Genomic DNA, 25,476 nt, shown 5'->3' with positions numbered 1-25,476 from the left:
CGGCTCGTCGCCCGCCGGTGACGCTTGGGAGCCGCGCCCGGATCGGGCGCGGCTCCCTCGGCGAACTCAGAGTTGGGCGAGCAGGGCCAGAAGGAAGTTGAGGACCGCGGCCAGCGCGCCGGCGCTGGGAAGCGGGTCGAGCAGGCCGGCGATCGCGCAGAGCAGGTTGCCGAGCAGGTTGCCGGCTCCGGGCACGGCGTTGATCACCAGGTGCACCTGGTTCAGATCCACCACGAGCCCGAGCAGATCGAGGTGCAGCGGGCCGAGAGTGAGGTCCAGAATGCGGCACGTCGCCTGGGCGATCGCGGCCGGCGCGCTGACGGATTGGCTGACCGTCCCGACGGCGTCACCGGTCGAGTCGGTGAGGGTGCCGGTCAGCGTGCCGACGGCCACGAGCTGTCCGCTCGGCGCGGCGAACCGGGTCGGAGTGAAGCTCCCGGCGAAGGAGCCGGTTCCGCCGGCGGCGTCCGTGAAGCTGCCGGTGACCGGAGTGCTCGGGACGGCGGCGGTTGCGGGCGCCCGGGTGACCGGGGCGGCGGTGGCCGCGTTCGCACCCACGGACGCGAGCCCCAGCGCCGTGAGCACAGTGACGACGATCATCGAGAGCCGTTGCCGAGGTGTCATCGTTCCTCCTGCTGATCGGATCTGTTTGCTGACACCGACAAGCCTCGATGTCCGCGGGCCCTCACCCCAGTGAGCACTGTCATCGGCTGACGGTGAGAGGAGTGAGGAACGCGCGCTGACAAAAGTCACCTCCGGCCCGATCAGTGCAGCCAGCCCGCATGCTCGGCGACACGGACCGCCTCGAGCCGGTTGCGGGCGCCCGTCTTGCGCAGAATCACCGAGATGTAATTGCGGACGGTGCCGGCCGTCAGGTGCAGCTCGGCGGCGACCTCGGCCGCCGGCACCCCGGACGCGGCGACGCTCAGCACGTGCAGTTCCCGGTCCGACAGCGGGCTGCGCGGCGCGGCGACCATGGCCACGGCCAGGCCGGCGTCGATGACACGCTCGCCCCGGGCCAGCCGGCGGATGCCCCGCACCAGCTCGCCCGGCCCGGCCTGGGTGCCGATGACGCCGCGGACGTGCACGTCCAGCGCGCGGTTGAGCTGCCCGGAAGCCTCCGGGCCGGCCAGCAGCAGCGTGGCGCAGCCGGACTGTTCGGCGCTGAACCGGGTGAACACCTGCAGACCGTCCCCGGTCAGCAGCTCGACGTTGACGACCGCCACGTCCGGCGGCACGGCACGGGCCATGTCCACCGCCCCGCCGAGACAGGCCAGTTCGGCGACGACGGAGAAGTCCTCTTCCTGGGACAGCGTCGCGGCCAGGGCGCCGCGCAGCAGGTTCATGGGTTCGACGAGCAGGATGCGGATCACGATGGCCTCCCAGCCAAGGTTGAGCTTCGCGGTGGGAAAGCCGGCGTTCCTCGGTGGCCGAGGGCCGGCTGGTGGCCGTCGCCGGGTCGCTGCACCGGCGTGGGCCCGATTCCGGACCGCGTGATTCAGCTGGGAGGGCCGCTGTACCGGACGGTTCGTCCGGGGGCGTTCGAGTTCGGTGGTGAGGCGGTGGCGGTGGCCGTGAACTCCGGCCGCCAGGACGACGGGACTGTGCCGGTCAGGGGAGAGGCGCCGCCACCGGAGTCTCGGAGGTGGTTACCGGCGCCTGAGCGCTCGCCCGGCGACCGCGGCGAAGTGGGCAGCGGTGGTGAAGAGGGCAGCGGCGGAGGTGTGGGCGTGAGACTGATGTCTGTGCCCGATTCATACGCCGGGGCGGGACGGACCTGTGCGGTCGGCCCCATGGAGACGCCCAGCGGCGCCAGCGCTTGTCGTCCGAACAGGTGAGCAGGCGGTGGCGCGACGGGGTGTGTGGGCGCTGACGTCGGCCGGACCGACGAGCCGGGGGAGGGAGCCGGCGCCGGATCGATCCGCTCGGTCGGGGACAGGGGGAGGGGCGCATCTGCCGGCTCCGGGAGCGTGGGGAGGGGCGCGTCTGCCGGCTCCGGGAACCTGGGGAGGGGCACGCCTGCCAGTTCGGGGGAGCGGGACGGCACGCGAGCGGTGATCGCTTCGCGGGCGGCCGGGAGTCCCAGGACCTCGGCTCGGCTGGTCGCCCTGACGGCCGCCCGTACTCCTTGCTGTGTCGACGTCCTGGCGGCGTCGGCGGCCTCCCACGCGATGGCCGGTGACGCCGGGATTCGGTCCGCGCCGGTCTCCAGGGTGGAGACAATCCGCGTCTTGACCGGGGGAGCCGCGAGCCGCAGCCGTCCGGCCTCGAGGACAACCACCTTCGGTCGCTCCACCTGCTCGGGCGCGGTCGTGTGTCGTCGGGCCGCCAGCTTGTCGGTTTTCGGTTGCTTCCGATGCCCGGGCGCCGCCGTGTGTCGTCCGGCTGGCTGGTTGTTGGCTTTCGGTTGCTCGGGTTGACGGGTAACGGTCGTGTGTCGTCCGGGCCGTAGCTTGCCGGTCTTCTGTCGCTCCGACTTCACCGGGGACGGCTGGTGCCGCAGCGCCTTGCGCGGCAGTGTGGCCCTGTGCCGCGCCGGCTTCGAGGAAACGGACTGACGTGCAGACGCAGCCCCTGCTCCGGCCTTCGCCGCTGAGCTTGCCCGCTGCTCGCCGGTCGGAGCCGGAGTTGCGGCGTCGGTCAGCTTCTGTGCCGATGAGCCCCCGTCGGCTCGCGCTGCGTGATCGAGGAGGCTCAGGGCGAAGTACGCGGCCGCCGCCAATCCGAGCATGAGAAACAGGCGAACGGTGCGCTGGAGCGCGGCCGCCGCTGTTTCTCGCCGGTGAACTCGTCGAGCCATCGATGATTGCCTACCCGTCAGCATCGGGCTGACACCGGTCCGGTGTGCCGGAGTTGTCCATCGCGTGTGGACACGCGCTCCTGAGATCGTGCCAATCCCCTGTTTCGTCTGCGGCCGGGCCGTCCAGCCTCCGTAACGTCGGCCGTACCTGAACAACGGAAGGGGAACGAAAGTGCAGTCGAACAGAATTCGTCGACGGTCGGTGCTGGCCGCCGTGGCCGGGATCGTGGCCGCGTCGTCCGCCGCGGGACCGGCGTTCGCCGACGACCCGACGGGCAGCCTCGCCGGCGTCGTCCGTGACACGCGCGGGGCGGCCGTGCCGGGCGCCGTGATCGGTGTCTTCGCCGATCCGTCCAGCGATGCCGTGCAGGAGTTGCAGGCCGACAGCCGTGGCCGGTTCACGGTCTCGGGCCTGGAGGCCGGCGCGTACCAGGTGCGCATCGGCCTCGGTGGCTGGTCGGAGTGGGCGCCGGGCCGGATCAGCGACCCGGCCCAGGCCCGCACCTACCGTGTGCGGCCGGATCGGACCACAACCGCGAACAGCGTCGTCACCGCGGCCGGAATCATCGCCGGCCGGTTCTTCGGCCCGGACGGCAAGCCGGCTGCCCGGGCGGCGGTCAACGTGACCAACGTGGACAACGCCTCCGAGCACGGCGGTGTCACTGCGGCCGACGGCACGTTCCGGATCCGGGTCCGGCCCGATCAGACGTTCATCGTCAACTACGCGGTCGGCCCGCTCGGCCAGTACGTGCCGCACACCTTCGACCCGGCCCGGGCCACGAGATTCTTCGTGCGATCGGGGCAGACCGTCCGCGTGACCGACCGGGCCGTCGCCCTGTCCGGGATCTCCGGCCGCCTGACCGACGCCGCGGGGGCGCCGGCCGGGGGCGTGAACGTCAGCTTCATCAACATCGACACCGTCAACCAGTCGGACACGACCACCGGGCCCGACGGCGCCTACGACTTCAGCGGCCTGCTCGAGCCGGGCCGCTACAAGGTGCGGTTCAGCTCCGAGGGTGGCTCCCAGTACGCGCATCAGAAGCCCGACTACGGCTCGGCCGACATCATCACCGTGGCGTCGGGTGAGACAGCCGTCGTCGACGACCAGCTGCTGTGGGTGGTCGCGCCGCAATAGCTCGGCGTCGCTCCGCAACGGAAGGACAGTGAGCCGCCCCGGCCGCCGGCTGGGGCGGCTCGTGCTCGGCCCGTGCGGGCGGCACGCGAAGCTGAGAAGACTCGCCGAGAAAAACTCGGCCGGGTTGCTAGATTTTCTTGGCGGGTTCCGCTAACGTTTCTTTCGTTGACAGCGAGATCCAAGGAAGACGCGGACGAAACAGACCGAGCGTCAAGCAGGGCCTGGAAGATCTCGGGCTCGCTCGGCTGAGCGGTGGACCCATGTTCATCGCACGTTGCAAGGATTTATTGCACTTTGCAAGGAAAGGCCCCGCAGTTTGGGGGCAGCACGAAGCTCGTCGCACGTGTACGGGGCCATGAAGTCGCGTGGGGCTCTGTCACCGGCGGGTAGCACGACAGCAACAGGAATCGAAAGCGGAGGAAAGGGAGGGCTCGACACCGTTGGATCGCCCGCAATCCGGACGCAGTTGGTCCTGGGCGCGGACACCGCAGTTTCCATCGAACGAGAGGTGGTCTTCGGTCACGCTTACGCGGTCCTCACACCCGATGTCGCTGATGGCGGCAGGTGTGGATATGAAAATCCGACGAACCTGTCGGTAGATGGTGTTTGTAACCCGCAACCCCGGGCCCCGGCGCTACTGCGCCGGGGCCCTCGTCACGGAGGTGTTCATGGCCCAACCCGACGACATGTTCGGCGACGACGACTATCCCGCCTACACGATGGGGCGTGCCGCGGAGATCACCGGCGCCTCGCCGGACTTCCTGCGCCGCATCGGGGAGGCGAAGCTGATCACCCCCTTGCGATCGGCCGGCGGGCACCGCCGCTACTCCCGCTACCAGCTTCGCCTGGCCGTGCGAGCGAAAGAGATGGTCGAGCAGGGCACCGCCCTCGAGGCCGCCTGCCGCATCATCATCCTCGAGGACCAGCTCGAGGAAGCCCTGCGACAGAACGAAATGCGTGAGCGCCGCCAGGAGAGCGGCTCCGCCTGACCTCGATCCTCCGCGAACCGCCGGCCACGACCGGCGTACGGCGCAGCGTGAGCAGGTCCTCCGCCCGCTGCCTTCCCCCACCCGGCCCGCCGGGTGGGCTTTCCACCTTCCCCCTGGTGCCCGGCGCCGTCAGCTGTCGTCGCCGGGCCGGTCGGAGTGCCGGCGAGCCTACGACCGCGGCGACCCACCGGTATGTCACCCAACTGACAACGGCCTGTCCGATCCTCGCGACAGGGCGTTCGTGGCGTTGCTCGAAGCCAGCAGCCCAACGTGACAGGGACGTCATGGCGTTTACCGGAAGCCGGAAGCCCAACGTGACCGGGACGTTCATGGCGTTGCCGGAAGCCGGGAGCTCAAGGCGACGGAAGCGTTCGTGGGGTTGCTCGAAGCCAGTAGCGCGGGGCCACGGGCGTTGCCGGAACCAGAGGCACACGGTGAAGTAGGCGCGCGATGAAACTGGGGAACGGCACCCCGGTGCGGTTGAGCGGCGGCGGCCTTCGCCGGCTGACGCGGCGCGGTGTTCGCGGGCGTGAGGTGTGCGACTGAGGGGCAGGACGGCCAGCGCCACGAGCGGGCCGACCTGGTCTTCGCTCATCGCCATGATCATCCAATTGACGTGGAGCGCGAAGACCGCCCAGCGCCGGGGAACGGTGACATCAACACGAAGATCGGACGGCTTGTACAACGAGATCTGCTCGCAGCGGCAGCCGGCGTGCGCATCCAGACTGTCGGCCCATCATGCGCGGCGCGGGCCGGTCAGCCAGTCGCTGCAGCCTGGGTAAGGACATTGGCCGGGGCGCCGAGCTGCTGGTCGATCCGGAACGCGGGGACGTGCGGCTGGTGCAGATGGAGCACGGCGGACTCTTCGGGGTTGGTGCCGGGTCGCTGTACGTTTCGGTCGATCGTGTAGAAAGTGCGACAGCCTACGGGTCGGGGTGGAGTGCAGACGGGCGCGGGCCGCGGGGGGATCCGCGTATGACGCCGAGCCGGTCGACTGGGACGGGGGCTTCGTCGATCTGTCCGAGTACTACGGAATCGCCCCACGGAGAGCTGGATCGCTTGCCCTGGAACGCCTGATTGTTTCGTGGAAGTTCAGCTGGTGCGGTGGGCGACACAGTTTGTTGTCGGGGGGCACGGGTATGCTGCGATCGATCATGGTCACGCCGGCGATGCCGGGCGGCCATCGGGGGAGGTCGCGGTGCAAAAACTTGCGGGGCGTTATCGGGTCGGGGAAGTCCTCGGTCAGGGTGGCAGCGCTGTGGTCCGGTACGGGTTCGACAGCGTTCTCAAGCGTCCCGTTGCCATCAAGATGTTCGATGTGTCGGCAACCGGGGTGTTGGCCGAGGCCCGCACGGCGGCGGGGCTCAGCCATCCGAACATCGCGCAGATCTACGACTACGGCGAGATTGTCGACGGCGACGACCGTACGCCGTATCTCGTCATGGAGTTCGTCGGCGGCGAGACCCTGGCCGACCTGATCGCCCGCACGGGGCCCCTCCGGTGGCGCCGGGCGGCCGAGATCTGCGGCGAGGCCGCGTCCGCGCTGGCCGTCGCGCACGCCCAGAACCTGGTTCACCGCGACGTCAACCCGCGCAACATCATGCTCACCCCCGACGGTGTGAAGGTCCTCGATTTCGGGATCGCCGCCGTGGCCGGGCAGAACGGCATCGACGCCAACGGCGCGTTGTGGGGCAGCCCGGCTTATCTGGCGCCTGAGCAACTGCGCGGCGAACCGAGCTTCCCCGCCGCCGACGTGTACGGCGTAGGGCTGCTGCTCTTCGAATGCCTGACCGGATCGAGGGCGTGGCCGGGTGAGGCGATCGGCGCCGTTCTGGCCGCCCGGCACGGTCGACCGGCGCCGCGCCTGCCGCGCCTGAGCGGTCTGCCGCGCGAGGTCGTCCGGCTCTACGAGGCGTGCACGACCGAAGACCCCGAGGGGCGGCCGACAGCGGCCGACGTCGCCGCCAACTTCCTGCGGGTCAGCCGGCCGGCGCCGCTGACCCGGCAGGTGCGGCCGGTCGCGCCGGTGCGGTCGGCTCCGCACACCGCCGACCGGGCGACCGTTGTCGTCCCGGTTGCGCCCACGTCGCGGCAACGGTCGCGGCGGCGGGCCCTGGTGATGGGATCGGCCGCGGTCGTCGCGGCGATCGTGAGCGTCGTCGGGGTGCAGTTGGCCAACGGCACGGTCACGCCGGGTGGTCGCGAGGCCGAGGCTGCCGTCGAGGGGCCGCGCCCGGTGGCGACCTCGCCGCAGACCAGCAGCAGCCCGACGCCGTCACCGTCGGCCTCGGTGCGGACCCGCCAGACGAACGGGTCGACCACGGTGCACGTCCGGAAGAAGACGACGGCGCCGCGCACGACTCGGGCGACCACTCCCGCCACGACTGCGCCGACCACCCCGCCGGCCAAGCCGAGCAGCCCGCCGGCGAGCACTCCGCCGCCGCAGAAGCCGACGCCGACGCCGACCCCGGACGAGACCACGCCGCCCGCCGAGCCGACCGTCGAACCGACCGACCCGGCCACGACCACGCCCCCGGAACCCGATCCGCCCGCCTCCACCGGCCCCGAGACGCCGGCCGACAACCAGCGCGGCCTGGTCTGAGAAAGACAGTTCCACCCTCGGCGGCAGCGGGGTGGGACAGCTGACTCGCCGTGGACGCTCAGTCGTTCGACGGCGGCGCGTTTGAAATCCGCGATGCGCCGCCTCGGCTTGCGACACCCGGAGAAGCGGCGCCGGGCGACAACCGGCGCGGCCTGGCCCGAGAGAGACAGTTCCACCCTCGGCGGCAGCGGGGTGGGACAGCTGACTCGCCGTGGACGCTCAGTCGTTCGACGGCGGCGAGTCTGAAAGGGTCGATGCGCCGCGGCGGCTTGCGACGCCTGGGCAAAGCGGCGTTTGGCGAGAGCCGGCGTGGCCAGGTCTGAGAGTCGGTCCCACTCTCGGCTGCAGCCGGCCGGGGTCAGTTGCTCTCCAAGCACGTTCAGTGATTCCGGGAAAGGGGCGTTGGGCGGCAATCAGCCGCAGTCTCGTCCGGGAGCGACGGCCGGCTGCGGGGGCCGCGGCGGGCGTCGCTCTCGTGTGTGCGGTGGGATTCGCTTCGTGACGGCCCCGGCTCAGGGTGGAGCGGGGTGGGACGGCTGCGTCTGTGCGGGTGGTCAGTCGTTGCCGGAGAAGGCGCCGAGACGTTCGATCGCCCAGGACAGGACTATGTCGCGGAGGGCGGCCGCGTCGTCATCGCCGTACAGGTCGGTGTTTCTGGCCTGCGCGAAACGGTGGTTGAGGGCGTCGCCGACCTCGACCGGCACGGCGGCCGGGCGCAGCGGCAGGTGCGGGAAGGCGGCCATGTAGCCGGGATCGCGTCGTAGCGGCCGGGCGCCGGCGATCTCGCGGGGGCGCGGCAAGCCCAGAACGACGGCCCGGTCGTACGCGGCCCGGGCGCGTTCGGCGTCGGCCGGGCGTCCCTGTTCGATGGTGACCCGTACCGGGCGCAGGCCGAAGTTGCTGCAGTTGGACAGGTCGTCGCCGCAGACGTTGGGGACTACCAGCAGGTCGATCAGCGGGACGAACTCGATGTGGTCGCCCGGCCGGGCCCGGTTGCGGCGGATCACCGCTTCGCCGCCGGGGTCGGTCGCGGTGTTCATGAACAGGTTGAGCGACTCGTGGATGTCCCACGGACCGAGGCCGTACTCGCGCTGGGCCTCGTTCTGGATCTCCTGGCAGTTCGTGCGGTCGTGCAGGCCGAAGAAGGCGCTGTAGATGAGGCGGCTGCAGAACGGGAACTGGGTGTCGGTGGTGGCCGTGCCGCCGACTATCGCCATGATCGGGCGCTCCCAGGGCGCGTTGGACCACAGCACGTCGCCGGGGCCCGGGTGCGGTCCCTGCATGCCGCGGGTGCGGCCGACGTGCAGCCGCTCGCGGGCGTCGTGCCGGGCGAAGGCGTTGAGATCGACGCACTGGTGGCCCTCGATCTGCTCGATCCGGACGACCTGGCCCGCGGCCACCTCGAACGCTTTGCCGGTGCCCGGCTCGAGGATGTGCTCCTTCTCCGCCGTACGCGGGGAAGGGGTTGACCTGCCGTGCGGAGTGGCCGGGGCGGGCTGGTGGGCGGGGGCGTCGCTCAGCGCGGCGCGCACGAGGTCGCCGACGTTGCCGAGGTGGACGTCCCGGTCGACGACCGTCTGCAGGAAGTCGTGCTGCTGGTGGTTGAGCCGCAGCGTGATCACCGGCGGGCCAGCCGGGGGCGCAGGCCGTAGTTCACCGCGGCGTTGAGCAGGATCAGCAGCACCGCGCCGAACATCATCGGAGTGGTGACCAGCGCCCGTACCCAGTCCGGCATGGTCGTGACGAACGCCTCGGGCAGCCATTGGCCGCCGAGCGCGAGGATGAAGGCGGTGCCGGCGACCGTGAGGTTCAGGTCGTCCCACCGGACGGCGCTCATCATCTGGACGCCGCTCATCGCGATGATGCCGAACAGCACCGTGGACGCGGCGGCCAGCACCGCGCCCGGCAGGCCGGCCACGAACGTGCTGAACACGGGCAGGAAGGCCAGGGCGATGGCGATGAACCCGGCTGCCATCGTGACGAACCGGCTGCCGATGCGGGTGACGCGGACGATGCCGGCGTTCTCCGGGTAGGTGGCGGTGCCGATCCCGCCGAACAGGGCGCCGGCGACCGATCCCGCGTACTCGGTGAACAGGCCGCGGTTGATGCGCTCGCGGGTCAGTTCGGCGCCGCCCCAGCGTGAGACGAGCGTGTACATGCCGACCGCCTCGGCGCTCGACTCGAGGAAGGCGAGCAGCATCAGCAGGACGGCCGGCCACGCCACGGCGAACCCGAACGGCAGCAGCGAGGGCGGTCCGACGAAGGCGACGCCCGACAGGTCCGGCATGCTCCACAGCCCGGTCACGGCGGCGAGCACCGACCCGACCAGCATGCCGATGATCACGGCGGCCCGCCGGATCAGGGTCGAGCCGCCGAACAGCAGGCAGGCCACCACGGTGAGCAGGGTGACCAGGCCGATCCAGAACAGGTCCCAGCCGTACCCGGGCTGACCCTCGGCGCCGAACCAGCCCGGCAGGCCGAGCGTCGCCAGCTGCGCGCCGATGATCAGGCACATCGTGCCGTAGACCAGGGGGTCGGTGGCGAAGCGCAGAAAGTGGATCAGCACCCCGAACCGCCCGATCGGGATCGTCAGCACCATGAAGATCAGCCCGGCCACGACCATCGACCCGAACGCGGCGTCGAGACCGTACGCCGCCCCGGCCGCGAGCACGGCCGCGAAGAAGGCGGCGGTCGGCCCCTGCACGATCGGCAGGCGCACGATCCGGCTCGACTGCAGGACGGTGACGATGCCGGCCAGCAGGAAGGAGGCCTGGATCATGGGAGTGACGTCGCCGGTGGCGAGGCCCAGGGTGATGCCGATCAGCACCGGGAAGACCCAGATCGCGGACAGGGTCAGCAGGTGCTGAACGGCGAAGAGCAGAAGCTTGGGCGGCTGGACGCGTTCGTCGAACCCGACGTCCAGAACGGGCCTGTCGTCCGTCTCGGTATCCACAATCATGAATGCTAGGGCGTTCGAGGGCCGGCGAGAACACCTTGCCGTACACCCGCGTCCTCAGTGGACGCGACGGTCAGGCGACCTCCCCGTCGATCACCCGGGCGTCGGTGACCCGAGGTTTCGGCTTGGTGAGGTCGAGGCTCGCGAGATGCTTCTTCAGGCGGGTGGCCATCGGAAGATAGGTCGCCAGGGTGAGTCCGCCCGACACCACCGCCCCCACGACGGGGATCGCCTTGGCGACGGTTTTGGCGAATGTCTGCTTCGTCATCTGAACGCCGAGGTATCCGGCGACCTTTTTCACGACGGGATAGACCACGCCGTGGGTGAGCGCCTTCTGCGGCAGTTTCCTGGCCACGGTTTTCGAGATCTCGCCGGCGACTTTCCCCACGGCGGCATTGGCCGATCGGGTCCCGAACATCACGCCGACAAAAAGCGTGAGCACTCCCTTGGTCGCGTCGTCGAGCTCGTCGCCGTCGTCGGACAGCAGATCCGGCCAACTGTACAAATAGGCGAGCTTCTGCGCTATGCGGAGCAGGTGGCCGAAATACTGGGCCATGTCGGCGGGCACGGTGGCCGGCAGGAAGAGCAGGCCGGGAATGCCGGCCGCGGCCGAGAGGGCGCTGACCTTGGCCGTTTCGTACCGGATCGACTCGTTGGCCGCCCGGTCGAGAATTTCGGGCGAAATGTTGGCCACGGCCGGAGTGCCGTCGATGGCCCGACGGATGTCGTCCTCGGTGCAATAGCGACTCAGCGCGCTTCTGAGATAGGCATCCCGATCGATGCGAACGCCCGGCAGCCGGGCCGCGCCGACCAGCAGAGCGGTAAAGCGCGACTCCGGACTCTCACCCATTTCTTTCGCGGTCACGGCAAGAAGGTACATCACTCACGGGATCAGCCGAGCCGGCCGCGCAGGAAGGCCAGGGCCCGCTCCTCGTCGAGGATTCCGCCGCCCTCGTGCCCGTTGTACGGCCAGACCTCGATCTCCTTCTCGCCGCCGTATTCGTGGAAGGCGCCGTACACGGTGGACGGCGGGCAGACGGTGTCGCGCAGTGCGGCCGAGAACAGCGCAGGCGCCGTCGCGCGTGACGCGAAGTTGACCCCGTCGAAGAACTGGAGGGTCCGGTGCGCCGGCTCCACCTCGGTGCGGTGGACCATCAGGTAGTCGATGATCTCCTTGTACGGGTACGACTCGGTCACCGCCAGCGCGCGGGGGAAGTCGCACAGGAACGGCACGAAGGCCACCGCCGCGGCCAGGTCGGAGCGCAGCCCGGCGACCGCGATCGCGTTGCCGCCGCCCTGGCTGCCGCCGAGGACGGCGACCCGGCTGTTGTCGACCACGTCGAGGCTGCGGGCGGCGTCGACGGCCCGGACGGCATCGGTGAACATCCGCCGGTAGTAATAGGTGGCCGGGTCGAGGATGCCGCGGGTCATCACCCCCGGCACCTGCGGTGACGACGGCGCCTGATCGGGCGTGACGCCGAGGCTCCACCCCGCGCCCTGCCCGCGCGTGTCCATCTGCAGGTGGGCGAACCCCGCCGAGGCCCACAACAGGTTCTGCAGGGCGTGGCCACGTCCGCCGCCGTACCCGACGTACTGCACGACAGTGGGCAGCGGACCGGTGGTGTGGGCGGGCACCCGCAGCCAGGCCCGCACGTCCTGCCCCGCGTAGCCGCGGAACGTCACGTCGTACGTGGAGATGGTTCGCAGGCCGGTCGGGACCTCGCTCAGCCGCACCTCGATGTCGTGTTCCGCGGCCTCGGCCAGGGTTTCGGCCCAGAAGTCGTCGAAGCCGGCGGGCGCGGTCTGCGTGCTGCGGTAGGTGGCGAGCTGGTCGGGAGAGAGGTCGGTCAGCAAGTCATCGTTCCTTCGTCGTCATCCCGGGAGGACCCCGTTCTTCATGATCCTGACACGGGCGGCCGCGGCCCTCGGCCACGGGCGGCAAGAATTGATCTTCGACGGCGATTCTCGCCATCCGAAATGGTGAACAAAAGGTTCCGGGCCGGCTCGGCCGTATTCCTTTGCCGCCGGCGCGCGGGCTCGCCCGGCGGGACGAAGAGGGGTGGCGGGGCGGAGTCCAGGTGTCTACGGTCTGCTCAGGTTTCAGGTTTATCGAGACGTTCGACCGTGGCTCCGCGGCGTTCTTGCCCTGTTCGTGCCCCCGGCCGGGGTGCCAGTGGCGTCTCACGGGGGAGGTAGGCATGCGGTATCACATTCTCGGTCCGCTGCTGGTGGAGCACGAGCAGCAGACCCGGCCGGTGACCGGGGGCAAGGTCCGCACCGTGCTGGCCGCGCTGCTGTTGCACGCCAACCAGCAGCTCTCGGTGGCTCAGCTGGCCCAGCGGATGTGGCCCGGCGACGCCCCGCACTCGCTGCGCCGGGTGGTGCAGACCAACATCGTGCGGCTGCGTCACGAACTGCCCTGGCCGGGCTCGATCGTCACCGGTCCGGCCGGCTACTCGCTGACCGTCGGGCCCGGCGAGCTCGACCTGCACGAGTTCGACCGGCTCGTCGCCGAGGCCGGGACGGCCACCAGTCTGGACGCTCAGGCCCGCCTGCTGCGTGCGGCGCTCGGGCTGTGGCGCGGCCCCGCCTGCGCCGACGTGGTCTCGCCGTGGCTGCACGAAATGGACCTGCCGGCGCTGAACGAGCGCCGCCTGCTCGCGCTGGAGCGGCGCATCGAGGCCGACCTGCTGCTGCACCGCACCGAGGGCATCGTCCCCGAGCTGCGGCGGCTGACCGTCGAGCACCCGTTCCGGGAAAGGTTCTGGGTGCAGCTCATGGCCACCCTGTTCCGGCAGGGACGGCAGGCCGAGGCGCTCAGCGCCTACCGCACGGTGTCGCAGCGGTTCATGGCCGAACTGGGGGTCGAACCGGGCGCCGAGCTGCGCGAGGTCCACCAGCAGATCCTGCGCGGGTCCGGCCCGCATCCGCTGCTGGCGGTCGCGGCGGCTGTGGTTCCGGCCACGACCACGCCGGACGCGGTGCCGCAGACACTGCCGGCGGGTGCCCTGCACTTCGTCGGGCGGGCCGAGGAGTTCGCCACGCTCGACTGGCATCGGGACGAGGCGGCGGCGGTGATCGTGCTGGACGGGCCGGCCGGCATCGGCAAGTCGGCCCTGGCGCTGCGGTGGCTGCACGACAACGCGGCCGACTATCCCGACGGCCGGTTCTGTCTGGACCTGCGGGGGTACGCCGACGAGCCGCCCCTGGCGACGTCCGAGGCGCTGGCCGCGCTGCTCGAGGCGCTCGGCGTCACCGCGGCCGAGGTGCCACCCGGGGTGGCGGCCCGGGCCCAGCTCTTCCGCACGCTCACCGCCAACCGCCGGCTGGCCGTCCTGCTCGACAACGCGCTCGACGCCGACCAGGTGCGCCCCCTGCTGCCCGGGGCCGTCGCCACCGCGGTGGTCACCAGCCGCAATCAGCTGCGGGGCCTGGTGGTGCACGACGGCGCGGTACGCCTGACCGTGCCCCGCCTCGAGCCGGCGGAAGCGTCGGCCCTGCTCGGCCTGAACCCCCGCGCCGAAGAGGCGATCCGGCTGGCCGAGCTGTGCGACCGTACGCCCCTGGCCCTGCGCGTCCTCGCCGAGCGGATGGCCCGGCTGCCGCACGTGTCACCGTCGTCGTGGATCGCCCAGCTGGTCGACGAGGCCGACCGGCTGGCCGCGCTCGACGCCGGTGACGACGCCGGTTCGCTGCCACGCTCGTTGTCCTGGTCGTACCGGGGGCTCGATCCCGACGCGGCCGAGTTGATGCGCCAGGTGTCGGTGCACACCGCCAAGGCGTTCACGACCGGGCAGGCGGCCGAGGTCGCCCTGCTGCCCGTCCCGGTGGTACGCCGGCACCTCGACCGCCTCGTCGGGGTGCACCTCGTCGAACAGCTCAACCACGACCGCTACCGGGTGAGCCCGCTGGCCGGGTTGTACAGCCGGCACGCCACCTCGATCGAACAGGGCCGCCCGGCTTCACTTCGGCTTCAATGAGGTTTCACGGCGCGATAATCGCCAGAATCGTCCGCTCCGGCCGTTGTGCCCGGGGCGGCGGGGCCAGAAGCTTCACTGCGTGCAACGGGGGAGCCGAATCCGGCTTCGTTGCTTCGGTGAAAACATGGTCAGCAACCGGGTGAGGAATCAATGTCCAAAGATCTTACCGTCGATGTGAACGCATTCTGGGAAAACGGTTACCAGATCATCCGCAATGCCTACTCGCGCGACGAGATCAAGAATTTCCGGGAGGCGGCCATGGCCTCGCGCGGCCGCGGTCCCGGCGATCTGCTGTCCAACCCGAAGATGCGAAGCGTGCTGGTCGACGGTCGTTTTGTCAGTGTCGCCCGGCAGCTCCTGGGCAGCGACGAGATCTGGTACTCCGGTGACAGCTCCTACACGATCAATTCCGGCCAGCGCGGCTTCCACAAGGACAACGTGGACCGCAAGGACGGAAAGGGTCCGGACTGGAACGGGCGCTACACCCTGCTGCGGTTCGGGATCTATCTGCAGGACCACTGGTCCCACACGGGCGGTCTGAACCTGCGCGCGAAATCGCACAATACGGCCGACCACTCGTACGGAAAGAACGTTTATGTCCGTACCCGCGTGGGTGATCTCGCCGTGTGGAGCATGCGTACCACCCACAGCGGCAACGGCGTTCTGTACAAATTCCCGAAGTGGGTGCACCCGGAGCCCAAGGACATTCCGAACATTCCGAAGTGGCGCATCGCCAAGGCCGACGGCGACCGGCTCGCGATCTTCGCCGCGCTCGGGCTCGACGACGCGCACCACGACCGCTACGTCGAGTACATGAAGACCCGGACGTACATGGTCAACTCGTTCCGGGCCTCGCACTACGACGACGAGACCCTGCTCGAGGCCAAGAACGCCGGCCTCAACGTCCGGCGTGTCGCGGCTGAGATCGAGGGTGACGACACGGTCGGCAAGAACGCCGCGTGGGAACCGATCCCGTACGAAGTCGGCGCGGCCAAGCGCCAGCAGCAGTAGGCAGCGACAGAAGCGGGTGCGGACTCATGGAGAGTCCGCACCCGCGTCCGTTCGACAGCGTCAGCCGCTGCGGCGGTTGCCGTACTGGCGAGGGCTCTGCACAGAGCCCCGGCCGGCCGGGCGCTGACCCTTGCTGAAGACCTCGGGCTTCGCCGTGCTCTTGCCCTTGGCGCGCCGCGCCGCCCGGTTGGTGAAGACCTCGGCCTCCGGAGCGGGCTCGGTCTCTTCGACCGGCTCGTTCTCGTCGGCCGGGGTTCCGGCGGTGGCGTTGGATTCGGTCATCGTGGATCTCCTGACATCGGTCCCGCGCTCACGCTATCGCAGCCGGACCCCGGTCAGGAGCAGGTGGCACTCCCGCCCAGCCTTTCGGTGCTGTGCCGTTGGTAGCCGAGTTCGGCCCCGCCGCGCAGCGTGATGCTGTTGCAGCGGTGGCTGGCCGGCGCCGAGTGGGCCACGAAGCTCGCCGTGCTGACCTTGTTGCCGTCGAACGTCACGGTGCTCAGGTCGCCGTCGAGGATGGGCGGATCCTGGGCGCCGGTGCTCGAGATCGTGTTGCCGGTGATGGCGATCCGGGCGTGGGCGATGGCGAAGTTGTTGTCGGTGTGCAGCACCAGGCCGCCGTGCGAGTTCCGGAACGAGTTGTCGCGCAGCTTGATGCCGCGGGCCGAGGAGTCGGGCTGGTCGGCGCCGATCTCGAGGATGCCCTGGGTGTTGGTCCCGGTGTTGTCGTGCACGTCGAGGTTGTCGGCGTAGTTCCACACCTCGACGAAGCCGCCGTCGTGCCCGTAGTCGTTGCTGGGGGCGCGGCAGTTGGTGCAGCTGCTGCGGCCGATCTCGACGTCGTGGGCCTCGACCAGGAAGCCGACCGCGCCGTAGTCGTCGTCGCCGCCCGGGGTGTCGCGCACCATGTTGAGGTCGCGGACCGTTACCCGGTCGGCCCAGCTGCCGGGAGCGCGGAACTGCACGCCGACGCCGGCGTTGTCGACGGTGGCCGACCGTACGCCGCTGTTCGCCCCCATGATCTGGACGCCGTTGGCGGTGGCGTTGGTGACCCGGACGTTCTCGAGGATCTGGTACGCGCCGCTGAGCAGCACGACGCTGTCGTCGTTGCCGGACCGGCCGTCGATGACCGGCAGCGCCCCGGCGCCGTACGACGTGAGCCGGACGGGCTTGTTCCTGGTGCCGTCGCCGCGCAGCTGCACCGTCGTCTGCCAGGTGCAGCCCCGCGCCAGCCCGATCGCCTCACCCGGGTCGAGCGCCCGGGCCGTGGCGGCCCGGATGCTGCGCAGCGGCTTGGACAGCGTGCCCTGGTTGCCGTCGTCGCCCTTCTCGCAGTCGACGTGGATGCCCTTGAAGGGGGCGGCCTTCGGCTTCCGGGGAGGCGGAGAGGTGATGGACAGGGCCGACCCCAGCTTCGGAGCGACGCTCACTGTGGCCGCCGGGGAGGGGGTCGAGGGCCGGGCCGACGGCGAGGTGAGCGCGGCGGGCGTGGTGTCCGTGTTGGTGTCCGGATCCGCGGCGGAGTACCCGGCGACGGCCAGGGCGCCACCGAGCGTAATCGCCGCGGCGGTCACCGCGAGCGGAAGGCGAAGGCGTCTCGGCATCGCGCCACCCTATCTGACCTGCCCGGCCGCTCGATGAACGCGTGCTCGATCAACAGCTGCGGTGCCGCGGTCATCGCCTTAGAGTGATGACTGTCGATAGATTCCCGGTTCGGGCGATTGCCGTGGGAGAGCGGTTGTTGGCATGATCTCGGCCATGTCGTTGACTCGCCGCCACGTCCTGGGCGCCGGAGCCGCCGCTCTCACCGCTGCCGTCGCCGGCTGCGGCCGCGAGCGGAGCGGCTGGATCGCCGGGCAGAACACCGGCGGCACGGGTGGCGGTGCGGCCGCCGCCGCAGCGGCGCCGGCCTACGTCGCCCCGCTCAAGGCGGTGCTGACCAAATACCTGAAGCCCACCGCGGCCAACCCGAAGCACCCGACCTACGCCGGGGCCGCGCTGGTCGTGATGGTGAACAACTCGACCACGGCGAACATCGCGGTCGGGCACGCGCTGCGTTACGGCGCCGGCCCGGTCGAGCTGGCCGCGGCCAAGCGCGTCGCCATGCGTACGGACTCGATCTTCGATCTGGCCTCGCTGACCAAGGTGTACGTGTCGATCGCGCTGCTCCAGCAGGTCGACCGGGGCCAGGTCGACCTGGACGCCCCGGTCGCCCGCTATCTGCCCGGCTTCACCGGCACGGGCAAGAACAGGGTCACCGTACGGATGCTGCTGACCCACACGAGCGGGCTGCCGGTCGGCGTGACCGGCGTGAAGGGCCTCGCGGCCGCCGCCCAGCGAGCCAAGGTGCTCACCACCCCGCTGGTCAGCGGCGCAACACCCGGCAAGACGTTCCGCTACTCGAGCGCCGGGCTGATGGTGGCCGGTCAGATCGTCGAGAAGGTCACCGGCGCCACCCTCGACGCGGCCGTCCGGACCGGGATCACCGCACCGCTGGGCGCGCGGTACATGGGGTTCAACCCCCGCAAATGGCTCACCGCGGCCGACCAGGCGGCCCGCCTGGCCGCCACCGACGCCCGCACGGCCCGGGGCCTGCTGCGCGGCACCGTGCACGACGACATCGCGGCCCAGATGGGCGGCGTGATCGGCAGCGCCGGCCTGTTCGGCACGGCCCGCGATGTCGCCCTGACCGGTCAGATGCTGCTGGCCGGGGGCGTCTACGGCGGCAAGCGCATCCTGTCGGCCGGGATCGTCGAGGAGATGCTCACCAACCACAACGCCGGCCTGCCCGCGGTCGACCCGGAGCGACCGGGCCGCCCTTCCGACCACGGTCTCGGGGTGACGCTGCGCCAGCCGTGGTTCATGGGCGCCCTCTCCGCGCCCACCACGTTCGGGCACACCGGGTTCACCGGCACCTCGCTGCTGGTCGACCCCCGCCGCAAGCTGGTGCTGTCGCTGATGACCAACCGGGCCCACCCCAACTGGAGCTGGGCCAACCCCGACCCGATGCGGGCCGAGATCGCCACCACCCTCGCCCGGTACCTCTGATCCGTTACGGAACGGCCACGGTGGTGGTGAGGCGGGCACGCAGGTCGGCGGCGGGCATGGGGCGGGCGAAGTGGAAGCCCTGGGCCTTCTCGTAGCCCAGGCGGGTCAGGCGGGTCGCCTGTTCCGCCGTCTCCACCCCCTCGGCCACCGCTTCCAGGCCGAACGCGCGGGCCATCTGAGCCACCGCGTCCGCGATCGCGTCGGGGCGGCCGTCGGGCACGAACGAGCGGTCCAGCTTGATCTGATGCACCGGGCAGGTGGCGAGCAGGGTCAGGGTGGACGCGCCGGTGCCGAAGTCGTCGAGGGACAGGCGTACGCCGAGATCGCGCAGCCCCCGCAGGTTCTCCATCGTCGCGCCGCCGCCGACCGCGACCGATTCGGTGATCTCCACGGTCAGGCGGCGGGCCGGCAGACCGCTCTCGGTCAGCGCCGCGGCCACCAGGGACGGGAAGCCGGGCTCGCGCAGCTGCCGGGCCGACACGTTCACCGAGACCGACTGCTCGCCGGGCCAGGTCGCCGCCTCGCGGGTCGCGGCGCGCAGCACCCAGGCGCCGAGCGGGACGATCAGCCCGGTCTGTTCGGCGGCCTCGATGAAGGCGCCCGGGCCGAGCAGGCCCTCGGTCGGGTGCTGCCAGCGCACCAGGGCCTCGGCGCCGGTGATCCGGCCGCCGGGCAGGGTCACCACCGGCTGGAAGTGCACCACCAGCTGGTCCTCCAGCAGGGCAACGCGCAGTGCGGCGGCCCGGCGGCTGTTCTCGGCGCCGCGGGCCTCCATGCCCGGCCTGTACCGCTCGTAGCCGCCGTCGCCGCGGTCCTTGGCCTCGTACATCGCGATGTCGGCCTGGCGCAGCAGGTCGCCGGCGTCGTCGCCGCCGCGGCCGTCGACCACGCCGAAGCTGGCCCTGACGGTCATCGGCTCGCCGTCGACCAGGGCCGGTTCGACCAGGGCGGCCGCGATCCGGGTGAGCGCCAGCTCGACGTCGGCGCCGTCGACGCCCTCGAAGAGGATGGCGAACTCGTCGCCGCCGAGCCGGGCGACGGTGTCGGCCGACCGGACGGCCTCCCGCATCCGCTCGGCCACGTGCACCAGCAGCGCGTCGCCGGTGGCGTGCCCGAGCGTGTCGTTGACCAGCTTGAAGTCGTCCAGGTCGATGAGCACGATGCTGATCAGCGTGTCGGGGCGGGCTGCGGACACGGCGGCGGTGACCCGCTCGGTGAAGAGCGAGCGGTTGGCCAGGCCGGTCAGCATGTCGTGGGTGGCCTCGTAACGGAACCGCTTCTCCTGCAGGCCGATCCGCGCGAGCAGGGCGTCGTTCTGCCGGAAGGCGATCAGCTGACGGATGACCACGATCGTCGTCAGCACGACCGCGACAGCGTCGATGAGCAGGCCGTTCCCGGCGCCCCAGATGTTGTCGTAGGCCACCATGGCGTCGACCGTCCCGATCGCCACGTACGGCATCAGGCTGTAACCACGCGGCGCCCGCTGCGGCCGGGCCCCGGCCGCGGTGTCCACCACCTGCATCCGGGCGCCGAGCGCGGCCGCGTAGGCGGCGCACGGCAGCACCAGCACCAGCAGGTTGCCGTCCGGCTGGTGCGGGTGCAGGAAGCTGATCGCCGAGCCCAGCCCGCCGATCAGCGCCGACGCGCCGATCCAGTGCAGCCCGCGCCGGGTGAACGAGTCGACCCCGGCCAATACCACCTTGGCGGCCAGATAGACCCCGTTGAGACCGGCGCCCATGATGACAGCCGCCGCCAGCACCCGGGGCCCGGTGACCCGGCCGTCGGCGAACTGCCCGGACGCGACGAAGTGCCAGATCAGCAGGCCGGCGGCCGAGGTCAGGGTGCCCAGATCGAGCCAGACACCCACCTTGCGGGCGCGGCTGCGGGCGCTGAACGGCAGGCCGACCAGCGGGCCCGTGAGCACGATGCCGCCCAGAAGGTGCAGCACGACGGAAACGGGTAGCAACCAGGCGCCGGCCCCGACCTCGAACAGGATGCGCAGCCCGGCCACGACGACGAACAGCGATGTGCCGATCCTGACCGTGAGCCAGTAGCGGCGCACCACGGGAGTCGAGGCCGGGTCGGTCTGCACCCGGCGGCAGAGCACCAGGGTGGGGATGATGACCGCGACCACCAGCAGCCAGTTCACCGCGTCCGGCCACAGCCGGCCGAGGTGCTCCTGGAGCGCGAACGCCGAGACATTGACGATCAGCAACGCCGTTACGGCCGAGAATGCCCGATCGGCGAAGAGCGGCAGACGGCCGGGCGTGTCGGGCACGCCTCCCTATCGGCACCGCCGCCACCGAGGTGAGCTGCCGGAAGGTGCGAGTTCACAGGCGGCCGAAGCCGGCCGTCATCCGCTCCGGGGCCGACCGGCGTGCCGGTGGCCGGGCCCGGGCGCCGGCCGCCAGCTCGTGCAGGTGCCCGCGCTCGCCGCCGGTCGCCGTACCCGGCCGGACCCACATCGGCCGGCCGCACCTGCGATCGGCGAGTCGCCAGGAACTCACCGAGCTGTCGTCTGCTGTCTCGAATCGAGTATCAGCAGCTCCGGCCGGTCCAGCCACACCCTGTCAGGGTCAGCCGGGGCTTTCAGCGCCGGGCTTTCAGTGCCGGGCTTCTCAGCGGCGCGTGGACAGGGCGACCAGGAACTGGCCGCCGCCGGCGTCGACGGTTGCGGTCACCGGCAGGCCCGGCGCCAGCCGGGAGAACCGGTCGACCAGCCAGTCCGCCGCCTCCTGGGCGTCCTTGCGGCTCGGGCACCGGGCCACCAGCTCGCGGCCGCCCTTGCGTTCGAGACGCTCGGCCACCGCGATCAACGGCGCCGGCTCGATCACGTGCAGGCGGTCGGGCCAGGCGATGACCACCTTGGCCGCGCCCTTGCGCGTGTTGCAGGCGCGGTGTGCGAGCCGCTCGGTGATCTTGGCCTTCCGGTCGGCGGTGCGGCTGTCGACGCTGGGACCGCGAGGGTCGTTCACCGACATGTCGGCGTCGACCGGCTCGTCGCACACCCAGCACCGCCAGCCGTCCCGCTCGGCCACGTCATCAAGAAGACTCATGCCAGCAAGGTAGTCCTGCGCTTCAGCGGCGCAGCGCCCGCCCGGCGCCGGCCACCACGGTCGTGGCCAGGATCCAGCCGGCCGCCATCACGGTCAGGGTCACCGCCTTGTCCGCGCCCACCGGGTCCCAGGCCTTGTCGTGGCCGAGGTCGACCAGCGGAACGAGCACGTCGATCGTGTAGAGGAACGGGTCCCAGGTCGGCGCCTCGTCCGGTTTGACCGCGGCCAGCGGGCCGGACCATGCGAACCAGCCGGTGCCGGCGGCGACAACGACGAGCAACCAGAGCAGTGCCCGCAGGGGCCGGTAACCGAAGCCGATCGCCACGTTCTGGACAGCGCCCCAGAGTCCGCCGAGCACGCCCATGGCGTGGTGCCGGCGGCGCTCCCGCACGACCAGCACCTGCCGCGCCTCCTGTTCCCGGCCGTCCCGGGTCAGGGCGGCCGCGAGCTGGTCGTACGGGCCGGGGGAGAACCCCGTGGCGTAGGCGGCCATCCAGTCCAGGCGTTGCCGGGCGGTCCACGCCTCGACGTCCTCGGAGCGGCGGGTCAGGCGGTCGTAGGCGAGCCCGTCGAGCTCGATGCGGCACGCGGCCGGCCAGTTGACCGGGTCGTCGACGAACCGCCCGAAGCGGGCGTCGCGCAGGCTGACGGTGCCGGCCGACCCGCCGGTGAGGCGCAGCGTCAGCACGCGGGCCGAGGCCTCGATCAGCAGCAGGCAGTAGGCGTCCGGGCTGTGCAAGGTGCTGCCTTGGAACGACAGGGAGCCGGTCACCTGGGCGCCGATCAGGTGGACGGGCCCGTCGGCGACGAGGTCGTGGGCCAGCAACGCCCCGCCGACAGTCATGCCCCAGCCGCTGACCGCAGTGCCGTTGTCCGGGGCCGGCCCGAAGTGGGCCCGCTCCAGAACGACATCGCCTCCGATCCGCGAGCCGGAGAGCTTGATCCCACCGGCGATCCGGACGCCCCGCAGGTGGACCCCGCCGCCGATGTCGGAGCGTTGCAGGAACAGGGTCCCGTGCACGGTGCTGCGGTCGAGTTCGACCATTCCCTGCACATGGGCCGGGAGCAGCCAGATGTCGCCGGCCACGATGGCGTCTTGGACGCCGAAGACACCCGCCACCCGGATGCCCTCCGCCGTGATGCCGGGCAGCGTGCTTCCGTCGAGATTGACCGAGACCAGTTCGGCGTGGTCGAGCAGCAGCTTCCCGTCGAAGACGCAGCGCCGCAGCCGCAGCTGGGTCTCGATCCGGGCGCTGGTCAGGTCGAGCACGCCGGTGATGCGGGCGTTCTCCAGATCCAGCCGGGCGACCCGTCCGGAGGCCCCGCCGTCCGCGCCGAGCAGCAACTCGGCCAGGAAGCCGGCCTCGACCGCCGCGCCGCCGAGGTCGAGCCGGGTTCCGCTCCGGTAGGCGCGGCGTACCCGCCGTTTCGTCGATCCGAGCATCAATCCGGCACTATAGCGACGGCCGCCGATGCCGGCGCCGGCGCTTCCGGCCCGGGCCGGCGGCCGAGGTAGGGTCGCGGCCATGGCTGAGCCGGGTTCGTTCGACGCTGTGCTGTTCGACTGTGACGGGGTCCTGGTCGACTCCGAGAGCATCACCAACGGGGTGCTGCGGTCGATGCTGCACGAACTGGGCTGGGCCGTCAGCGAACAGGACTGCTTCCGGCTCTTCGTCGGGCGGGCCCTGCGGGACGAGACCGCCGTCATCACCGCCCACACCGGGTTCGTGGTCACCGACGACTGGCTGCTCGAGTTCCGTGAGCGGCGCAACGCGGCCCTGTCGGCCCGGCTCGAACCGATTCCCGGAGCGGTGGCCGCGGTCCACCGGATCGACGCCCTGATGGGTGGCCGGATCGCCTGCGCCAGCGGGGCCGACCTGGGCAAGGTGCAGTTGCAGCTGGGCAAGGTGGGGCTCGGCCCGGTGTTCGCGGGCAAGATGTTCAGCGGCATGGATCAGCCGCACAGCAAGCCGGCGCCGGACGTCTATCTGGCCGCGGCGGCGTTCCTGGGCGTCGATCCGGCGCGGGCCGCCGTCGTCGAGGACACGGTGCCGGGCGTGACCGCCGGGGTGGCCGCGGGCGCCACGGTCTTCGGCTACTGCCCGCCGGACAGCCCCGCCCACCACCCGCCGAAGGCGCTGCTGGACGCGGGGGCGGCCCACATCTTCACGGCCATGGCCGACCTTCCGGCGCTGGTGGGCCGCCCGGTCCGAGCCGCCTAGACAAACCGGCGAACCCCTTCCAGCCCCGCGCGTGAAGTCATAGTCTTCGATCGAAGGCCCGGTACGCACGCGAAGAAGCTGAGGAGGGGTCATGCGGCATCTGGTCAGGTTCATGGCGGCGATAGTGGTGGCGGCGGGGCTCGCCGTCCCGGCCGCACCGGCGGCGGCGTCCGGGCATGCCCGGTTCAGCGCTCTGGTCTTCTCGAAGACCGCGGCCTTCCGGCACGATTCGATCCCGGCCGGCGTGACCGCGATCCGGCAACTCGGGGCGCGGCACCACTTCAAGGTGGACGCGACCGAGGACGCGGCCGCGTTCACCGACGCCAACCTGGCCCGCTACGACGTCGTGGTGTGGCTGAGCACCACTGGCGACGTGCTCGACGACGCCCAGCAGGCCGCCTTCGAGCGCTACATCCGGGCCGGCGGCGGGTACGCGGGCATCCACGCCGCCTCCGACACCGAGTACGACTGGGCCTGGTACGGCGGCCTGGTCGGCGCGTACTTCCGGGACCACCCGGGCTCGGTGAACGCGCAATACCAGGTGGCCACGGTCAAGGTTCTCGGCCGTGACACGGCCGCCACCCGCCCGCTGCCGCGGCGCTGGGTGCGCGAGGAGGAGTGGTACAACTTCCGCACCAACCCGCGCCACACCGTCCGGGTGCTGGCCGAGGTGGACGAGCGGACGTACGACCCGCGCGGCTACAGCGTGCCCGGCGGCTCGCCCGGCATGGGGCGGCACCACCCGATCTCGTGGTGCCAGCCCTACGACGGCGGCCGGGCCTTCTACACCGCACTGGGCCACAAGGCCGAGTACTGGACCGAACCGCTGCTGCTGGCCCACGTGCTGGGCGGCCTGCGGATGGCGGCCGGCGTCGTGCCGTTCCACTGCGGCCGGGAGGACTGAGCGGCCGGGCGGCAACTTTTCCGGCGAGGAGTGTCGGATCGGCCGGACGCCGTTCGTAGCGTGGTGGGACGGACAGCGGGTCCGGCCGAGCAGAAGGAGCGACCATGACCCAGTACCTGATCTACTTCAACCAGCAGTGGGTGGGTGACCACACGGAGGAGTGGTTCCGCAGCCGCGGACCCCTCGCCGCGGCGGTGGTTGACGAGATCAAGGCGGCCGGAGCGTACGTCTTCGCCGGTGGTCTGGAAGAGGACGGCCCGATTTTCAGCGCCGACGCCACGAGCGGCACGGTGCTGTTCTCCGACGGGCCCTACGTCGAGACCAAGGAGTTCCTGGGCGGACTCACCATCGTCGACGTGCCCGACGAGGAGACGGCCAGGATGTGGGCCGGCAAGATCGCGGAAGGCTGTGGCTGGCCGCAGGAGGTGCGCGTCATCAAGTAGGAGCGTGGCGCCGGCTGAGACACGCGGGCTGGTCCGGACCAGCCCGCGTGCTGTGCTTCCTACTCGGCGCGCAGCGGCTTGGCGTGGATCTGCTGTGTCGGCGCGAACTCGGCGCGCAGCGGCTTGGCGTCGAGCGCGGCCGCCGCGGCGACGATGCCGCCGCTGCTCACCACCAGCGCCGCGGCCACGGCCAGAGCGCTGAGTGTGCGATGGACGTTCAATGTCATGTGTGGTGCCCCCGTTTCGTCGTCTGGACTGGTTCCGAACCTGCCGGAGGGCCCTTCGACGTGCCGCACATTACAACCGCGGGCGCATGATCGGGGGAGATTG

At 71.0% G+C, this 25,476-nt stretch carries 22 protein-coding genes; 9 read left to right on the top strand and 13 right to left on the bottom strand.

All coding sequences use genetic code 11. The features are described 5' to 3' along the window. Positions 1-66 precede the first annotated feature (66 nt). The gene (locus tag KXC43_RS08480) at positions 67-624 is read right to left on the bottom strand and encodes a hypothetical protein (protein WP_221375407.1); all 558 of its coding nucleotides are present in this window, start codon (positions 622-624) and stop codon (positions 67-69) included. 140 nt (positions 625-764) lie between these two features. Further along, positions 765-1,373 carry a response regulator transcription factor gene (locus KXC43_RS08475; RefSeq protein ID WP_221375406.1) on the bottom strand — a complete coding sequence of 203 codons (609 nt, stop codon included), beginning with the start codon at positions 1,371-1,373 and terminating at the stop codon, positions 765-767. Positions 1,374-2,972: 1,599 nt separating this feature from the next. On the opposite strand from KXC43_RS08475, the gene KXC43_RS08470 reads away from it, so the two are divergent. The 3 genes from KXC43_RS08470 to KXC43_RS08460 all read left to right on the top strand — a co-directional run bounded on the left by KXC43_RS08470 (position 2,973) and on the right by KXC43_RS08460 (position 7,526). Next, entirely contained in the window at positions 2,973-3,935 is a 963-nt protein-coding gene (locus KXC43_RS08470) for a carboxypeptidase-like regulatory domain-containing protein (RefSeq protein WP_221375405.1), read from the top strand. A 668-nt stretch (positions 3,936-4,603) separates the two neighbouring features. Beyond that, positions 4,604-4,924, top strand: coding sequence for a MerR family transcriptional regulator (locus tag KXC43_RS08465; protein WP_221375404.1), 321 nt, complete (start codon positions 4,604-4,606; stop codon positions 4,922-4,924). A 1,198-nt stretch (positions 4,925-6,122) separates the two neighbouring features. Then, on the top strand, positions 6,123-7,526 hold the full coding sequence (locus KXC43_RS08460; RefSeq protein WP_221375403.1) for a serine/threonine-protein kinase: 1,404 nt from the start codon (positions 6,123-6,125) through the stop codon (positions 7,524-7,526). Positions 7,527-8,080: 554 nt separating this feature from the next. On the opposite strand, the gene KXC43_RS08455 is transcribed toward KXC43_RS08460, so the two are convergent. The 4 genes from KXC43_RS08455 to KXC43_RS08440 all read right to left on the bottom strand — a co-directional run bounded on the left by KXC43_RS08455 (position 8,081) and on the right by KXC43_RS08440 (position 12,336). After that, positions 8,081-9,148, bottom strand: coding sequence for a DUF1989 domain-containing protein (locus KXC43_RS08455; RefSeq protein WP_221375402.1), 1,068 nt, complete (start codon positions 9,146-9,148; stop codon positions 8,081-8,083). Then, a complete protein-coding gene (locus KXC43_RS08450) occupies positions 9,145-10,479 on the bottom strand; it encodes a uracil-xanthine permease family protein (RefSeq protein ID WP_308129010.1) in 1,335 nt (444 codons plus the stop codon). The genes KXC43_RS08455 and KXC43_RS08450 overlap by 4 nt, the downstream gene beginning before the upstream one ends. 76 nt (positions 10,480-10,555) lie before the next feature. Continuing rightward, positions 10,556-11,347 (bottom strand): hypothetical protein, encoded by a 792-nt coding sequence (locus tag KXC43_RS08445; protein WP_221375400.1) that lies wholly within the window; start codon positions 11,345-11,347, stop codon positions 10,556-10,558. 26 nt (positions 11,348-11,373) lie between these two features. After that, positions 11,374-12,336, bottom strand: a complete 963-nt coding sequence (locus KXC43_RS08440) for an acetylxylan esterase (protein WP_438870859.1) — start codon at positions 12,334-12,336, stop codon at positions 11,374-11,376. Positions 12,337-12,680: 344 nt separating this feature from the next. Here KXC43_RS08440 and KXC43_RS08435 point away from each other — a divergent pair, with 344 nt between their 5' ends. Both KXC43_RS08435 and KXC43_RS08430 read left to right on the top strand, forming a co-directional pair. Beyond that, complete coding sequence (locus KXC43_RS08435; protein WP_221375399.1) at positions 12,681-14,462, top strand: AfsR/SARP family transcriptional regulator; 1,782 nt, start codon at positions 12,681-12,683, stop codon at positions 14,460-14,462. A gap of 150 nt (positions 14,463-14,612) precedes the next feature. Next, complete coding sequence (locus KXC43_RS08430) at positions 14,613-15,473, top strand: phytanoyl-CoA dioxygenase family protein (protein ID WP_221375398.1); 861 nt, start codon at positions 14,613-14,615, stop codon at positions 15,471-15,473. Positions 15,474-15,533: 60 nt separating this feature from the next. Here KXC43_RS08430 and KXC43_RS08425 read toward each other — a convergent pair whose 3' ends face one another. Further along, positions 15,534-15,755: a hypothetical protein gene (locus KXC43_RS08425; protein WP_221375397.1), complete on the bottom strand. Its 222-nt coding sequence runs from the start codon at positions 15,753-15,755 to the stop codon at positions 15,534-15,536. Between the two features lie 53 nt (positions 15,756-15,808). Further along, positions 15,809-17,077 carry a right-handed parallel beta-helix repeat-containing protein gene (locus KXC43_RS08420; protein ID WP_221375396.1) on the bottom strand — a complete coding sequence of 423 codons (1,269 nt, stop codon included), beginning with the start codon at positions 17,075-17,077 and terminating at the stop codon, positions 15,809-15,811. A gap of 154 nt (positions 17,078-17,231) precedes the next feature. Here KXC43_RS08420 and KXC43_RS08415 point away from each other — a divergent pair, with 154 nt between their 5' ends. Further along, the gene (locus KXC43_RS08415; protein ID WP_255643711.1) at positions 17,232-18,521 is read left to right on the top strand and encodes a serine hydrolase domain-containing protein; all 1,290 of its coding nucleotides are present in this window, start codon (positions 17,232-17,234) and stop codon (positions 18,519-18,521) included. A gap of 4 nt (positions 18,522-18,525) precedes the next feature. On the opposite strand, the gene KXC43_RS52630 is transcribed toward KXC43_RS08415, so the two are convergent. The 4 genes from KXC43_RS52630 to KXC43_RS08400 all read right to left on the bottom strand — a co-directional run bounded on the left by KXC43_RS52630 (position 18,526) and on the right by KXC43_RS08400 (position 23,021). Then, a complete protein-coding gene (locus KXC43_RS52630; RefSeq protein WP_221375394.1) occupies positions 18,526-20,799 on the bottom strand; it encodes a putative bifunctional diguanylate cyclase/phosphodiesterase in 2,274 nt (757 codons plus the stop codon). Positions 20,800-20,851: 52 nt separating this feature from the next. Next, a complete protein-coding gene (locus KXC43_RS50645) occupies positions 20,852-20,986 on the bottom strand; it encodes a hypothetical protein (protein ID WP_255643710.1) in 135 nt (44 codons plus the stop codon). A gap of 153 nt (positions 20,987-21,139) precedes the next feature. Continuing rightward, entirely contained in the window at positions 21,140-21,577 is a 438-nt protein-coding gene (locus tag KXC43_RS08405; RefSeq protein WP_221375393.1) for a hypothetical protein, read from the bottom strand. 22 nt (positions 21,578-21,599) lie between these two features. Continuing rightward, positions 21,600-23,021 (bottom strand): hypothetical protein, encoded by a 1,422-nt coding sequence (locus KXC43_RS08400; protein WP_221375392.1) that lies wholly within the window; start codon positions 23,019-23,021, stop codon positions 21,600-21,602. Between the two features lie 82 nt (positions 23,022-23,103). Between KXC43_RS08400 and KXC43_RS08395 the strand changes: the two genes are divergently transcribed. From KXC43_RS08395 to KXC43_RS08385, 3 genes are all read left to right on the top strand, one after another. Then, positions 23,104-23,799: an HAD family hydrolase gene (locus tag KXC43_RS08395; protein WP_221375391.1), complete on the top strand. Its 696-nt coding sequence runs from the start codon at positions 23,104-23,106 to the stop codon at positions 23,797-23,799. A gap of 91 nt (positions 23,800-23,890) precedes the next feature. Then, complete coding sequence (locus tag KXC43_RS08390) at positions 23,891-24,703, top strand: ThuA domain-containing protein (protein ID WP_221375390.1); 813 nt, start codon at positions 23,891-23,893, stop codon at positions 24,701-24,703. A 104-nt stretch (positions 24,704-24,807) separates the two neighbouring features. After that, complete coding sequence (locus KXC43_RS08385; RefSeq protein ID WP_221375389.1) at positions 24,808-25,146, top strand: YciI family protein; 339 nt, start codon at positions 24,808-24,810, stop codon at positions 25,144-25,146. Between the two features lie 59 nt (positions 25,147-25,205). Here KXC43_RS08385 and KXC43_RS08380 read toward each other — a convergent pair whose 3' ends face one another. Then, the gene (locus KXC43_RS08380; RefSeq protein ID WP_221375388.1) at positions 25,206-25,373 is read right to left on the bottom strand and encodes a hypothetical protein; all 168 of its coding nucleotides are present in this window, start codon (positions 25,371-25,373) and stop codon (positions 25,206-25,208) included. Positions 25,374-25,476 lie beyond the last annotated feature (103 nt).

The organism is Paractinoplanes polyasparticus (assembly GCF_019710575.1).
In the GTDB taxonomy this organism is placed as follows: domain Bacteria; phylum Actinomycetota; class Actinomycetes; order Mycobacteriales; family Micromonosporaceae; genus Actinoplanes; species Actinoplanes polyasparticus.
Note: the sequence above shows the minus strand (reverse complement) of the source record. Positions and strands in the feature narration are given on the sequence as shown.

Excerpts from the sequence above, each read along its gene's own strand:
- KXC43_RS08480 (WP_221375407.1), bottom strand. The coding sequence starts at position 624 with ATGACACCTCGGCAACGGCTCTCGATGATCGTCGTCACTGTGCTCACG.
- KXC43_RS08465 (WP_221375404.1), top strand. The coding sequence starts at position 4,604 with ATGGCCCAACCCGACGACATGTTCGGCGACGACGACTATCCCGCCTAC.
- KXC43_RS08435 (WP_221375399.1), top strand. The coding sequence starts at position 12,681 with ATGCGGTATCACATTCTCGGTCCGCTGCTGGTGGAGCACGAGCAGCAG.
- KXC43_RS08430 (WP_221375398.1), top strand. The coding sequence starts at position 14,613 with ATGTCCAAAGATCTTACCGTCGATGTGAACGCATTCTGGGAAAACGGT.
- KXC43_RS08425 (WP_221375397.1), bottom strand. The coding sequence starts at position 15,755 with ATGACCGAATCCAACGCCACCGCCGGAACCCCGGCCGACGAGAACGAG.
- KXC43_RS08420 (WP_221375396.1), bottom strand. The coding sequence starts at position 17,077 with ATGCCGAGACGCCTTCGCCTTCCGCTCGCGGTGACCGCCGCGGCGATT.
- KXC43_RS08415 (WP_255643711.1), top strand. The coding sequence starts at position 17,232 with ATGTCGTTGACTCGCCGCCACGTCCTGGGCGCCGGAGCCGCCGCTCTC.
- KXC43_RS50645 (WP_255643710.1), bottom strand. The coding sequence starts at position 20,986 with ATGTGGGTCCGGCCGGGTACGGCGACCGGCGGCGAGCGCGGGCACCTG.
- KXC43_RS08405 (WP_221375393.1), bottom strand. The coding sequence starts at position 21,577 with ATGAGTCTTCTTGATGACGTGGCCGAGCGGGACGGCTGGCGGTGCTGG.
- KXC43_RS08400 (WP_221375392.1), bottom strand. The coding sequence starts at position 23,021 with ATGCTCGGATCGACGAAACGGCGGGTACGCCGCGCCTACCGGAGCGGA.
- KXC43_RS08395 (WP_221375391.1), top strand. The coding sequence starts at position 23,104 with ATGGCTGAGCCGGGTTCGTTCGACGCTGTGCTGTTCGACTGTGACGGG.
- KXC43_RS08390 (WP_221375390.1), top strand. The coding sequence starts at position 23,891 with ATGCGGCATCTGGTCAGGTTCATGGCGGCGATAGTGGTGGCGGCGGGG.
- KXC43_RS08385 (WP_221375389.1), top strand. The coding sequence starts at position 24,808 with ATGACCCAGTACCTGATCTACTTCAACCAGCAGTGGGTGGGTGACCAC.
- KXC43_RS08380 (WP_221375388.1), bottom strand. The coding sequence starts at position 25,373 with ATGACATTGAACGTCCATCGCACACTCAGCGCTCTGGCCGTGGCCGCG.